This is a genomic window from Corynebacterium meitnerae (genome assembly GCF_027570075.1).
GTDB classification, from domain to species: domain Bacteria; phylum Actinomycetota; class Actinomycetes; order Mycobacteriales; family Mycobacteriaceae; genus Corynebacterium; species Corynebacterium meitnerae.
The window spans coordinates 35,029-48,346 of the sequence record NZ_JAKMUS010000010.1; the positions used below are offsets into that span (position 1 = coordinate 35,029).

12 protein-coding genes are annotated in these 13,318 nt (G+C 63.7%); 7 read left to right on the forward strand and 5 right to left on the reverse strand.

The window, feature by feature from the left end; translation table 11 throughout:
* Positions 1-107: 107 nt before the first annotated feature.
* On the forward strand, positions 108-1,163 hold the full coding sequence (locus L8U60_RS07255; RefSeq protein WP_269965696.1) for an ROK family transcriptional regulator: 1,056 nt from the start codon (positions 108-110) through the stop codon (positions 1,161-1,163).
* Here the strand turns inward: L8U60_RS07255 and L8U60_RS07260 are convergent.
* From L8U60_RS07260 to amn, 3 genes are read right to left on the reverse strand one after another with little or no spacing between them, the layout of a single operon-like run.
* Complete coding sequence (locus L8U60_RS07260; RefSeq protein WP_269965697.1) at positions 1,119-1,643, reverse strand: gamma carbonic anhydrase family protein; 525 nt, start codon at positions 1,641-1,643, stop codon at positions 1,119-1,121. The two genes, L8U60_RS07255 and L8U60_RS07260, sit on opposite strands and share 45 nt — an antisense overlap.
* Before the next feature lie 5 nt (positions 1,644-1,648).
* The gene (locus L8U60_RS07265) at positions 1,649-2,860 is read right to left on the reverse strand and encodes a glycosyltransferase 87 family protein (RefSeq protein WP_269965698.1); all 1,212 of its coding nucleotides are present in this window, start codon (positions 2,858-2,860) and stop codon (positions 1,649-1,651) included.
* Positions 2,861-2,890: 30 nt separating this feature from the next.
* Positions 2,891-4,312, reverse strand: coding sequence for an AMP nucleosidase (gene amn, locus L8U60_RS07270; RefSeq protein WP_269965699.1), 1,422 nt, complete (start codon positions 4,310-4,312; stop codon positions 2,891-2,893).
* Between the two features lie 27 nt (positions 4,313-4,339).
* Between amn and L8U60_RS07275 the strand changes: the two genes are divergently transcribed.
* The 3 genes from L8U60_RS07275 (at position 4,340) to L8U60_RS07285 (ending at position 8,008) form a co-directional block, all read left to right on the forward strand.
* Positions 4,340-5,149, forward strand: coding sequence for a hypothetical protein (locus L8U60_RS07275; protein ID WP_269965700.1), 810 nt, complete (start codon positions 4,340-4,342; stop codon positions 5,147-5,149).
* On the forward strand, positions 5,142-6,440 hold the full coding sequence (locus L8U60_RS07280; protein ID WP_269965701.1) for a M20/M25/M40 family metallo-hydrolase: 1,299 nt from the start codon (positions 5,142-5,144) through the stop codon (positions 6,438-6,440). Before L8U60_RS07275 ends, L8U60_RS07280 begins: the two co-directional genes overlap by 8 nt.
* Before the next feature lie 62 nt (positions 6,441-6,502).
* Positions 6,503-8,008: a succinic semialdehyde dehydrogenase gene (locus tag L8U60_RS07285; RefSeq protein ID WP_269965702.1), complete on the forward strand. Its 1,506-nt coding sequence runs from the start codon at positions 6,503-6,505 to the stop codon at positions 8,006-8,008.
* Between the two features lie 206 nt (positions 8,009-8,214).
* On the opposite strand, the gene L8U60_RS07290 is transcribed toward L8U60_RS07285, so the two are convergent.
* Positions 8,215-9,306 (reverse strand): HNH endonuclease signature motif containing protein, encoded by a 1,092-nt coding sequence (locus tag L8U60_RS07290; RefSeq protein ID WP_269965703.1) that lies wholly within the window; start codon positions 9,304-9,306, stop codon positions 8,215-8,217.
* A gap of 244 nt (positions 9,307-9,550) precedes the next feature.
* On the opposite strand from L8U60_RS07290, the gene L8U60_RS07295 reads away from it, so the two are divergent.
* Positions 9,551-11,119, forward strand: coding sequence for an MFS transporter (locus tag L8U60_RS07295; protein WP_269965704.1), 1,569 nt, complete (start codon positions 9,551-9,553; stop codon positions 11,117-11,119).
* On the opposite strand, the gene L8U60_RS07300 is transcribed toward L8U60_RS07295, so the two are convergent.
* Entirely contained in the window at positions 11,091-12,278 is a 1,188-nt protein-coding gene (locus L8U60_RS07300; RefSeq protein ID WP_269965705.1) for an alpha-amylase family protein, read from the reverse strand. The genes L8U60_RS07295 and L8U60_RS07300 overlap by 29 nt on opposite strands.
* Before the next feature lie 129 nt (positions 12,279-12,407).
* Here L8U60_RS07300 and L8U60_RS07305 point away from each other — a divergent pair, with 129 nt between their 5' ends.
* Positions 12,408-12,608, forward strand: coding sequence for a helix-turn-helix transcriptional regulator (locus L8U60_RS07305; RefSeq protein WP_269965706.1), 201 nt, complete (start codon positions 12,408-12,410; stop codon positions 12,606-12,608).
* A gap of 48 nt (positions 12,609-12,656) precedes the next feature.
* Positions 12,657-13,148 carry a hypothetical protein gene (locus tag L8U60_RS07310; protein ID WP_269965707.1) on the forward strand — a complete coding sequence of 164 codons (492 nt, stop codon included), beginning with the start codon at positions 12,657-12,659 and terminating at the stop codon, positions 13,146-13,148.
* Positions 13,149-13,318 lie beyond the last annotated feature (170 nt).

The window sequence follows — 13,318 nt, forward strand, 5'->3', positions numbered from 1 at the left end:
TCGAGTGAGCCCTATGAACGGACGTGACCACGCCCGTGGACGCCGCTGCCAACGCACTTCTGGCCCCGATAGCGGATCTTGCCTAGGTAGGTCGTAATATATTCGCTATGAAGACCCAGTGGTCCGCGTTTTCTCGCCCGCACAATCCCACGGCGAAATGCCTCCACCTCGTACGCCTCAACCCGGTGACCTCACGCAGTGAGCTGGTCACCGCGACCGGCCTCTCACAGCCCACCGTGACCCGGGCCATCGCTGCGCTGATGGACGCCGGGTACGTCACCGAGCGCACCGACCTCACCCGCTCCCAGGGCCGCGGCCGGCCGATCATCCCGCTCGAGCTGACGGACACGCAGGCTGTCCACGCCGGCATCGCGGTGGGTACGGGCTCCACCTACGTGGCGCTCTTTGACATCAAGGGCCGCACCATCCGCGACTCCGAACTAGACATCCACGTCGCCGACATGAGCCAGGACGACTTCATCCAGCACATCATGGCCGGGCTGAACCGCCTCATGGCGGACCTGTCGCGGCCGCTGGCCACGGTGGGGGTGACTACGTCCGGTAGCGTCAGCCCCGACGGCGTGGTCAACGCGCCGAACCTGGGGTGGAAGGATGCGCCGTTCGGCTCCGAGATGCGGGAGCAGTTCTCGGTGCCGGTGCAGGTGACGTCGGCGGTGTCCGCGATCGTCGGGTCGGAGATCCAGTCCGCGCTGACCATTGACGGCGCACCGATGATGGCGCTGTTCGCGGATGACTCGATCGGTGCGGCCGTCACGCAGGACAAGGGGGTTCTGCCCATCGCGGTTGACCGGCCGGATCTGACCACGCACGGGGTGCTGGGCGAGCAGTCGCTGGTGAGCGCGGTGCAGGCTGCCCAGTCGGATGCGGCGCTACGCAAGGTGCTGGATGAGCGCGCGGAGACCATCGGGAAGCTCGCCGCGGAACTCATGCAGGAGCATTCGACTCCGGCGTTGGTTGTCGCAGGCTCCGCGCTTATCGACGATCCCGCCGCCCCCGCCCTCTTCGCCCGCTCCGTCCGGTCCGTGCTGCCGGAGGCATCGCTGCGGATGATCCCCACGCACCGCGAAATGGTGCGCGATATTGCCCGGGCGGTGGCGCTAGATCTGGTACTCCGTGAGCCCCTCTCGGTGACGACGCCCTAGGTCCACGTACTTTGCCGCGTGGGTGATGAGCCCGGCGCGCTCCTCTACACTGAGTTCCCGGCGCACCTTGGCGGGGACGCCGGCTGCGAGGGAGCCGTCGGGGATGTCCTGGCCCTCAAGGACCACCGCCCCACCCCCAATGATGCAGCCGGTGCCGATGGTGGAGTGCGCTAGGACGGTGGCGCCCATGCCGATGAGGGTGCCGTTGCTGATGCGCTCCCCGTGCACCATGGCCAGGTGGCCGATGGTGACGTCCTCCCCGATCACGTGTTCCGTGCCTGTTTGCACGTGGATGACGCTGCCGTCCTGGATGTTGGTGCGGGCGCCGATGTGGATAGCGCCGACGTCGCCACGAATAACCACGCCAGGGAAGATAGCCACGTCCGGGCCGATGGTGACGTTACCGATGATGGTGGCCTCCCTGGCCACATACGCCGACGGATCAATGACCGGGTGGGCGCCTTCGAAGCTGTAGAGCATGCGCCTTAGCGTAGCTGGAGGCGCGGTATCAGGGCGTGGATGATGTAGCCGAGAATCAGAGCCACACCCGCGTACACGTACAGGCTGGAGCGGTGGTAACCCACGAGGGGTTCAAGGTTCGTGGCCGAAAACGGAACCATCACGATAAACAGCACGAGGCAGGACACCAACCCCGCCAGCTGCGCTGGCATGATGCGCGCCGCCGCACGGTTCACGCCGACGAAGATGGCCACACCGAGCGGCATAATCCAGACCCAGTGGTGGTACCAGGAAAACGGCGACACCAGGCACGACCCCATCCCCACCATGCCAACGGCCGCCGGCAGATTATCGCGCTGCACCGCCAGCCACGCGGCCCACGCGACGAGCGCCACGGTAAGCAGCGCCAACACCAGCCACACCGCTCCCGACTCGATGCCGAAGTCGCGTACCAGCACCGACTTGATCGACTGCGCCCCCGTATTCGAGTGCACGCCGACGCGGTCGGAGGAGAACATGGCGTCCGTCCAGAAGTGCTTCGCGTCCGGCACCGTCAGGAAACCAAGGGCGACGGTGGCAAGGAATACAACGATGCTCCCCACCGCCGCTGCCCACCGCCGCTGCACCAAAAACAGCAGCCCGAAAAACGCCGGAGTGAGCTTAATGCCCGCGGCCAGACCCACGCCGACGCCGGGCAGGCGACGTGTCTTGGGCAAGAAGTCCAAACACACCAGCACCATGAGCAGGATGTTCACCTGGCCCCAGAACAACGTGGCGTGCAGCGGCTCCGTCCCCAACAGGAAGAAAGCAGCCATGGCAGGAAGGATCACCACGAACGCCGGCGTCATCTTCACCCCCAGCCGCACGAAACACAGCCACAACACCAGCATGGTGCCCGCGATGGACATGGTGTGCCACAGCACCGTCACCTCGAGATCCCCAAACACACCCAGCCACGAAAACAGCAGGCCCGAAAACGGTGGGTATGTGAACGGCAGATCATTAAAAATATTCCCGGCGTACAGGGCGTCCCCCGCCGACACACGCTCCCCACCGCGCAGGTAAATCCACAGGTCAAGCGGGATATCCGTCTTGAACACGCTGTCTAACGTGTCAGAGTTCGCCCGATAGCGCAGCAGCACAACAATAAACGCCAACGGCAGCACCAACGCCGCCGTCATCTGCCCTGCCAACTGCTTCACATTGTGCTTCTCACTGCGCTTCTCACCGGTTTCCACAGTGAAGAAGATACCCCCTGAGTAGGCGAATCAGCGGAAAGGAACCTCCCCTTGTGCGCGACGTAATTTACGAGTCCGCAACCTCTCCGGATTCTTCGCCAACTTCTCCATCGTCCGCACCGCGCACATCACGTGCGCCTCCTTCGAATTGGAGTAGAAAGCCTGCGCCGCCGCCGGCAGCTTCGGCACCGCATGCAACGGCAGGTCCGACACGGCCAGCAACGTCCCATACGGCACCCGGTACCGGTAGCCATTCGCGGCGATGGTGCAGGACTCCATGTCCACCGCCACCGCCGTTGACCCCCGCAACCACGCCCACAGGTCCTGCGGGGTCTGCCACTCCCAATTGCGGTCATCCGTGGACAGCACCGTGCCGGTGCGCATGAGGGACTGCTCCTCCTCCCCATAGATCCGCTTTACGGACTTCTCCAGAGTCCGCTGGATCTCCGGGATCGCCGGGATGGGCAGCTCGCGCTCAATATGGTTGTTCAGCACATGGTCGCGGCGCTCATAGGCGTTGCCGAGGATGAGGTCCCCAATGCGCATGCGGGCGTCCAGGCCGGCGCAGTGCCCGATCATGATCCAACACTCTGGGCGCAGAACCGCCAGACAGTCCGTGATCGTCTTCGCGTTCGACGGCCCGACCCCAATGTTGATCATGGTCACGCCCGAATTGTTCTCCGCCACCAAGTCATAGCGCGGCATCTGGTAGCGCGAGACCAGGTCAGCAGCCACGGCATCAACGTCCGCGCCACCAGACGCGACGTCCGCGGGGGTGATACGCCGCCCATTTGGCAGGAGCAGGGCGGTGTACCGGGTCCCCTCCCGCGCCAGTTCACTCAAGCCGAAGCGGACGAACTCGCGGGTGTGCATGTCGTAGTTGGTGAACAGGATGTAGCGCTGCACCGATTCCACGGGGATGCCGGTGTAGTGCTCGATGCGTTCGCAGGCGATGTCGAAGCGTTGGGGCCCGAAGTGGAAGAGGGGTTTTTCGGGGGAGTGGAAGGCGTCCCAGTCGCCGTCGATAATTGCATCGTGCACATCGTCGAGCGTGGGGCGCGGGATGTCTGTGCGGCGCGCTTCACTGACTTGGCCGAGGCCGCGGATGTATTCGGGCGGGATGCCCACGTCGGAGTAGCCGACCGAGATCTCGCACGGGTAGTTCGCGGCGAGGCATTCCAACTGGTGGCGCAGGTAGGCCTCCATCATGTCGGGCCGGGAGATCACCGCCGAGTAGGTGCCGGCCTCATCGACGTAGCCGAAGGGCTGGGAGCGGTCGATCGGCCGCCACTCGGTGATGCTCACCGCGATCTTCGGGTACAAAACCTCGTTGTAGCGCGAAAAATCGCCGGTGGCAACGCATTCACGCGCACGTTCGCATGACGCCGCATACAGCTCTTTTAGCTTATCGACGCCCTCACTCACACTTCCCATTACATCCAACTGCCCCATGCCGCCCAAGCCTATAAGATCCTCGGTGTGAAGAAGCGGTATGCGGCGCTGGCGAGCGTCTTCCTGGTGACTGGGGTTGCCATGGGAGGCTGCTCGCGGGTGGCGGAACCGGCTACACCTGAGGGGCCTGCTCCTGAAGTCGGGGCGGTGTCTGGGGCGCGGCTGGATCTCAGTGGCCTGTCTAAGAAGGTCGCGGCAATCGAGGAAGAAACGGGCGTCCAGGTGGGCGTGGCCATCTTCGACGGCACCCAGGATGTGACGGCCGGTTCAGTGGGAGTGCTGCCGGCGTGGTCCACGATCAAGGTGCCGATCGCGCTGGTGGCGCAGGAACACTGCGCGTACGGGGAGGCTGCGGTGCCGGACCTCACGGAGGCGGCCATCGAGTGGTCGGACAATGACGCCACGAACCAACTGTGGTCCTGCATCGGGCCAGACGCGGAGGCGGAGAAGTTGGTGTCGGAGGAGATCGCGAAGAGTGGCATCACCGTCGCCCCGGAGGCCGCATGGGGCGCCACCGTGTGGACTTTGCCTGGTCAGGCGCGGTACGGGCACTACTTGGCGTCGCTGCCCGCAGACAACCCGGTGATCGTGGAGATGCATAAAATTGTCGACGAACATCGCTACGGCCTCGGCCAACTCGATAATGTGCCCTTCAAGGGCGGCTGGTCCGACGCACCCGATGGGTCGTGGCACACCCGCCAATTCGGGTTCACCACGGTGGGTGACACCACCTACGGCATCGCCATCGGTGCCCGTTCCCTCGACGGCTCCGAGGAAGACTGCCAAGAGGCACTCACCCGTGTCGCCGACTATCTCAAGGAGGCAAAGGTTGACTGAACAAACCACGATTGATCTGCTGCGCCAGCTCATCCGCAACGCGTGCGTCAATGATCTGACCGCGGATTCTGGCCAGGAGGTGCGCAACGCTGAGACCCTGGAGGAGTTCTTCGCCGGCACCGATGTGAAGGTGCAGCGCTTTGAACCCCACCCCGGTCGTGTGTCCGTCGCGTTCACCGTCGAGGGCACGGACCCCGAGGCGGAGCCGTTGACGTTGTTGGGGCATACGGATGTGGTGCCCGTCGATAACCCGAAATGGACGAAGGATCCGTTCGGCGCGGAGATTGAGAACGGACGCATCTACGGACGTGGCGCGATGGACATGCTGTTCATCACCGCGGCGATGGCCGTTGTCACGCGCGAAGTGGCGCAGTCGGCGGAGCGCCCGCGCGGCACCTTGACCTTCGTGGCCTGCGCTGATGAGGAGGCCCGCGGTGGCCTTGGTGCCGGCTGGATCGCCGAGCACGAGCCGGATGCGTTCAGCTGGCGCAACTGCCTGTCTGAGACGGCCGGGTCGCACCTGCCGGATGCTCTCGTCGTGGTGGTGGGTGAAAAGGGTGCGGCGCAGCGTCGCATCACCATCCACGGCGATGCCGGCCACGGGTCCGCGCCGTATGGGCGCGAGTTGACGGTGGGGCTGGTGGGTGAGGTCGCCCGCCGATTAGCAAGCATTGAGCCACCCGTTGTCTCCGATGACCTGTGGAAAGGCTACGTGCGCGCCTTCCGCTTCGACCCTGCCACGGAGGAGCAACTGTTGCGCGGGGAGAACTACGAGGCCCTCGGTCCGCTTGCCCGCTACTCCCACGCGATGAGCCACCTGACCGTGTCGCCGACCGTTCTTCGCGCGGGCGGGGCGATCAACGTGCTGCCGTCGAACGCGTACGTGGAGCTGGACATTCGTCCGCTTCCTGGACAGACGCAGGAGGAAGTCGACGAGGTGCTGCGTGAGGCACTCGGTGATCTGGCGGAGCGTGTGGAAATCGAGCACTTGATCACTGAGGACGCCACCGTCTCCCCCGCCTCTGGGCCGCTGTATGAGGCGATCGTGGAGACGTACGGGGAGTTCTTCCCCGGCGTGCCCGTGGTGCCGACGATTGCTGCCGGCGGCTCCGACCTCCGCTTTGGCCGCCGCAAAGGTGGCGTGGGCTACGGGTTTGCCCTGCATGCGGCCGGTCGTGGGTTTGGTGAAGTGCTAGACCAACTGCACTCGCACGACGAGTACGTCGAGGTCGAAGATGTGGAACTGACCACCAAGGCCTACCGCTCCTTGGTGCAAAAGTTCGTGTTTTAACGCAAAAGTTTTCTTCCGAACACCCTGCCCCGAAGGGTGGACGTGCATTATCTTGGGGGACTATGACAACGCGCCTTCACAATGATTCTGACACGACCATCACGATCAAGAACCCGGCCGACGGCACGATCGTCGGCACGACGAACTACTACGGGGCAGAGACCGCCACGCAGGTCGTCGAGCGTGCCCGCGCTAAGCAGAAAGAGTGGGCTGCCACCCCGATCAAAGAGCGCAAGAAGATCATGCTGCGCTACCACGACCTGGTGCTGAAGCACCAGAACGAGCTGCTGGACATCATCCAGGATGAGAACGGCAAGAACCGTCGCGCCGCCTTCGAAGAGGTGCTGGACAACGCGTTGACCGCGCGCCACTACGCGTACCGCGCTGAGAAGCTCCTGTCGCCGGACCGCGCCAAGGTGGCCCTGCCGATTGCCACGAAGACGCAGGTCCAGCACGCGCCGGTCGGTGTCGTGGGCATCATTGCGCCGTGGAACTACCCGCTGGTGCTGGCTATTTCGGACGCCATCCCGGCGATCCTGGCTGGCAACACCGTGGTGCTGAAGCCGGACTCCAACACCCCGATGACCTCCCTGCGCGCCGCCGAACTGTTCGCGGAGGCGGGTCTGCCCAAGGACGTTCTTACCGTCATTCCGGGCTCTGGCCGTGAGGTCGGTCAGGCACTGGTGGAGCAGGTTGATTACCTCATGTTCACCGGTTCTTCTGCCACCGGTGCCAAGCTGGCTGCCCAGGCTGGCGAGCGCCTCATCGGTTTCTCCGGTGAGCTGGGCGGGAAGAATCCGTTGATTGTGACGTCGGATGTGGACGTCGATAAGGCTGTGTCTGGCGTACGCCACGCATGCTTCTCCAACACGGGCCAGCTGTGCATCTCCATTGAGCGCATGTACGTCCACCGTGACGTGGCGGACCGCTTCATTCCGGCTTTCGTGCGATGCGTGGAGAAAATGAAGATCGGCGCTGGCCACGACTGGGACATCGACATGGGCTCCCTCATCTCCGCGGACCACGCCGACACCGTCGCCGAGTTTGTCGAAGATGCTGTGGCCAAGGGCGCCACCGTCGCCACCGGCGGCAAGCGCCTGCCGAACATCGGGCCTAACTTCTACGCCCCGACCGTGCTGTTGAACGTCCCCGAGGACGCACGCCTGTACCGCGAGGAGGTATTCGGGCCGGTGGTGTACATCGAGGTCGTCGACTCGCATGAGGAGGCAATCGCGAAGGCCAACGACACCGAGTACGGCCTGAACGCATCCATCTTTGGCAAGAGCTCCACCGCTCAGGAGATCGCGCGGCACCTCGAAGCCGGCACCGTGAACATCAACGAGGGCTACTCCGCCGGCTGGTCCTCCATCGGCGCCCCGATGGGTGGCTGGAAGCGCTCCGGCGTGGGCCGCCGCCACGGCGATGGCGGTCTGCTCAAGTACACCGAGTCCCGCACCGTCGCTGAGCAGCGCATCGTGCCCATCGGTGGCCCTGAAGGCCTGGCACCCGAGAAATGGGCAGGACTGCTCACGGCCGCGCTGAAGTACGGCCGCGACATCCTGCGGTAGGCGGAAGGCTCCGCGCTAAGGGGCTCCGAAAACAGGCATGCCGAAAGACCAGCTGTTGCTGGCTTTCGGCGCTTTGGCGTTGATGGCCGGTTTGACTATCGCACGTTCCCGCGATCCGCGACCTGCGGTTTTGTTGCTCGCCCTTCGCCATAGTCAAACGGGCACACCAAATAGCCGGTCAAGCCGGCTATTAGAAAGTTGGTGGGTTACCTGCCGTAGAGGAGCGTCATCGCTCCGAAGGGGTGGACTGTGTTGGGGACGAGGTATCCACGCGGTGATCTCCACATTGGTGTGCCTCTGATGTTTTCCACCCGGCCACGGTGGGGTTTAGCGGGGTCATCGTCATTCGTGCGGTTGTGATACCTGCACAGCATGGCCAGGTTATCCATGTTGGTCAGTCCGCCCTGGGACCATGCTGTGATGTGGTGGACCTCGCAGTTATCCGCCGCATGTCTGCAGTCCGGCACAGGACACGTCGGCATGGTCGCCCGAGCGAGATCACGCTGCTTCTGGTTGGCAAAGCGTTGCGTGTCGTACAGGTTGACGGGTCCTTCTTGGGGGTGGAACATCGCCACTTCTAGGACGTCCCCAAAGTTCTGGGCCAAAAACTCCGCACCCGTCATCGTGGTGCCATCGGTAAGGCCCAGGATGACGTCGTCGCCGTCGCCACCCATGATTGTGATGTGCTCCTCCAACGGGATGAGGATCAAAGGACGCGGGACAGCAGGGGCCACACCAGCAGGTGCATCGTCCTCAGCGTCGGGGCGCAGCCCTAGGAGGCGCATGAGCTTCTCATACATCTGCGGGCCAGCGGGGCCGTCTTCGAGGTCTTGGCGTAGCGCGTATTCGATGGCAGCCATGTCGCGGTCTGGACCCATGACGTTCATCGGGCGGGACTCTTCACGGGAGCGACCAAACCCCACTGTCGGTTCCGGTGCAGGCTTATCCACCTCAGGCACGATGTCCTTCGACCGGCGCTTGAGCGTCTCGTAATCCCCCGGAACAGACAGCAGGGCCAAACGCAGCCGCCACTTCTCGGCGGGGTCCTCAATGGAAGAGATCCGGCCCTCGATGTAGACGAGTTGATCCATCGACTTCTGAGTCGAGCGCGCCACTTTGATGGCGTTGGCTTGCTTGCGGGTGAACTTCGTTTTCCCGTAGTAGGCCTTGTGGACTTTGGCCCACTCGCGCATGAGAGCGGGTTTGCAGCCAAGGCTGATGAGCTCCTGGGCATCAAAGGATGCCAGGAGCTCAATGGGGTTGGTCAACCCCGCCACGGAAGCTGCAAAAGAACTCATGCCACGCACGCTAAACCGAAAACCAAAAACGCGCAGCTAGGGCCCCAAAAACCTGTGGATAACCAAAAAATCTATCCACAGGCAGCGCGGGCTAAAACAAGAGACACAGCCCGAGGACCAGCGGAAACAGGCCGGTTCCCGCAAAACCCAAAAAAGTTTTAGACGCTTACCGCGGAATCAACCGGTCGGTCGATGTTGGGGGTTCAGAGGCGGTTTTACAGTCGGGGTTGTCGAAAGGAAAACAGTGAGCACCACACAAACAACCAACCCCGGCCGGTGGAAGGCTCTGACGGTTTTGGCCGCCGGGCTGTCCCTGATTGTGCTCGACGGAACCATCGTGGGCGTCGCCTTGCCAACGATGATTTCCGCCCTCCACCTCAACCTCACCGATGCGCAGTGGGTTAATGCGATTTATAACGTCATCTTCGCCGCACTCCTGTTGGGGTCTGGGCGCTTAGGTGACCGGATTGGGCGGCGCACCACATTCATTGCGGGTGTGGTGCTGTTTGTCGGCGGGTCCCTCCTGGCAGCGACGGCGACAGGCGCTGGCAGCCTTATCGCGTCGCGCGCGGTGCAGGGCGTGGGTGGGGCGTTGGTGTTGCCGGCGACGTTGTCGTCGGTAAATTCGCTCTTCCACGGCAAGGACCGGGCAGCTGCATTCGGCGTGTGGGGCGCGGTGATGAGCGGCATGGCGGCGCTTGGTCCTCTTCTGGGTGGCGTGCTGACGGAGTATGCGTCGTGGCGCTGGATCTTCTGGGTGAACCTGCCGCTGGGGCTGCTGGTCATCGCCGGCATCATCGCGTGGGTGCCACAGACGCACGGGAAGCAGAACGCCCGCGGCGTGGATGTGGATGGGCTGCTCACTTCCGCCATCGGCTTCGGCCTGGTGGTGTTCGGTCTCATCGAGGCAAGCACGCTCGGCTGGTGGGAGAAGAAGGAAACCCTCCACATCGGTCCATGGGAGTGGCCGGCCAGCTGGAGCATCTCGCCGGTGCCATTCGCGCTGGGTATCGGGCTCATCTTCATCGGCCTGTTCCTGCGCTGGGAGCTCCACCGCGCCCGCAATGGCCGTGACGCACTGCTGGATCTCAGCCTGTTCAAGGTGGGCACGTTCTCCTGGGGCAACCTCACGGCGGCCACGGTGGCGATCGGCGAGTTCTCCCTCATGTTTGTCCTGCCGCTGTTCCTGGTGAACTCCATGGGTCTGTCCACCCTCACCACTGGTGTTGTGCTCGCGGGGATGGCGTTGGGGGCGTTTGCATCGGGGGCGCGGGCACGCCATTTGGCTGCGCGGCTCACGGCACCGGGAGTGGTGGTGCTGGGTCTCGCGTTGGAGGTCATCGGCGTGGCGCTGCTCGCCTGGGTGGTGGCTGCGCAGGCGTCGGTGTGGCTCGTGGTGGCTACGCTCGTCGTGTACGGCGTGGGGCTGGGTCTCGCGTCGGCGCAGCTCACGTCGACGGTGCTCGGGGACATCCCGGAGGAGCTCTCGGGCGCAGGTTCGGCTACTCAGTCGACGGTGCGTCAGCTGGGTTCAGCACTCGGTGCGGCGATCGCGGGTTCCGCGCTGGGGGTGGCTATGGCGCGCACGATCCCGGCGACGGGTGTGCCGGCGGAGTTGGCGCAGGCCACGGAGTCGTCGGCAGGTTCGGCGATCACGGCGCTGCGCGAGACGGCCGGGGCAAGCGCCGAGATCATCAGCAGCCTGGAAGCCGGTTTCGCCCAATCGGCAGCGTGGTCGATCGGTTTCTCAGCGCTGTTTCTGGTGCTCGGCCTGGTGGGCTCGTTTATGGTTCTGCGGGCATCGCGTAGATAGTCTCGTCCCCACTGCTCACGCGCACGCCAGGCGTCGGTTGGAGCCAGGCTTCAATGAGTAGCTTATCCGCGCCATCTGTCACCTCATACGAAATCGTCTCATTCGTCTTATCCAGGACTTCGACCTTCGCCCTCGTGAGCCACGGGTGGCGGCGGCGCAGACCAATGAGGGCTTGGTGCTCGCGGAAGATCCACGCACCGAGGTCAGAAAGCTCTTCCGGGGTAGCGGGCAAGGGCGGGCGGACAGGGTCGTCAGCACTGAATCCTTCCCCGCGCATGGCCTGAAAGCCCTGCTCATCGCCGTAGTAGATGCTGGGCATGCCGGGCAGGGTCATGAGGAAGGCCAGGGCCAAAATCGCCTTCTCGGGGCCGACTTTCGCGGCGATGCGGTCCACGTCGTGGTTGCCCACGAAGGTGTTGGGGACCATCGCTTCGCAGACGGCGGCGTGGCGGGTGAGGGAGTGGTCGAGTTCCCAGAAGTTTTCGTCGAAAAGCGAGCTCCAGATGGCTTTCCACAGCTCGTATTGCGTGACGGAATCGAGGGTGCCGTCGGTGGCGATCTGGGCGTAATCGCCGTGGATGACCTCGCCGAGGAAGAGCGCGTCGGGGTAGTCGGCGCGGACGCGGGCGAGCACGTCGGCCCAGAAGGCGGGCGGGACGGAATAGGCGACGTCGAGACGCCATCCGGCGATGCCGCGCGCGAGCCAGAACTTCATGATGTCCGTGACCAGCTCTTTCACACGCTCATCGTCGTGGTGGAGCGTGGCGAGATCTTCGTGGCCCTCCCAGTTCGTGCTGCCGGCGAGACCGTCGGCGACCAGCGGGTGGGTGGCGGCGACGTGGTTGAACACGCCGTCAAGCATGACGTTGATGCCGCGGCGCTGGCACTCGCTCATGAGCCAATCGAAGTCCTCGTTGGTGCCCAGGCGAGGGTCGATGCGGTAGTGATCCAGCGTGTCGTAGCCGTGGCTGACCGAGTCGAAGATGGGGCCAAGCAGCAAGCCGTTGCAGCCGAGTTCAATGAGGTAATCCAGCCACGGCTCCAACTGGCGCAGGCGCGGGGCGACATCCGAGCCGTCCCCGGTGCGGTCCCGGATCGGGGCGCCGGTGGCCCCGAGGGGATAGACGTGCCACCAGATGGTGTCCAACGCATTAGTCATGCACCCCATCGTAGTGTTCCCGCAGGACAGAGCCACGATGCATAACTTTTTGACAAGTTTCCTTTACACGCGGTCGCGTTTCCTTTATTGTATGGGTAAGCCACCTAACACACCGAAGGAGGCAAGAACATGGCAAACATGGTGAGGCAGTGGCGGCGCTGGCTGGATCTTTCGCAGGCAGAACTCGCGGAGAAGGTCGGGGTGTCGCGGCAGACCATCGCCAACATTGAGAAAGGCAACTACTCCCCTTCCGTGCACCTCGCACTTGATGTGTGCCGGACCCTTGGCAAGACAGTCGAGGAAGTTTTCGGGGACGAGCAAGAAAGCTAACAACCTAGCTAGCAACACAGCCAACAACACAAGAAAGGCACGACTTCAATGAGCATTTCTACTGCTATCGGCGACAATGTCCTTTCCAAAGTAACCGGGCACGTCGGCGACGAATACCAAGAATCCATGGTGCACAAGTCCCAGACCGTAGCGTTCAGCGTGGTGCCCACCTTCGCCTTCCTGGCCGGCGCCATCCTGGCATGGGCTATCCCGGGCCAGCGCTCCTGGCTATCCCTCCTGGTCTTCCTGCCTGTTGTGGTGCCGGAGCTCATCGCTTCCGGCTGGTTGAAGGCACACGCACCGCGCCCGAAGGGGAACTTCAAGGGCTACCGGGGTCTGGCCATCCTCAACCTTGCCTTGGCGCTAGTCATGGTGGCTGGCATCGCCTTCAACGTGGGAGACGGCCAGTGGTCGCTCATCACAGGGGCCATCGTCGGTGGAGTTGTAGCCCTCATTTTCGCGCCACGCATCGCGGCAAAACGCAACGCCCAGGACGAAGCTCGCCTTAATGCCCAGGCAGACCTACAGGAGGACCTGTAGGGAGAATATGGGGACTAGTCCTGCTGGGTGAGCGACTTCAGGCGCTTACGAATCTCCCCGCGCCAGTGCTCCGCTGCCTCTTCGTAGCGGGGCGTCAGGCCGCGGTGGGTGACGTGGACGGTGGTAGCGCCATCCGCGTCTTTGTCGAAGTCGAAGATGATGTCGGACTC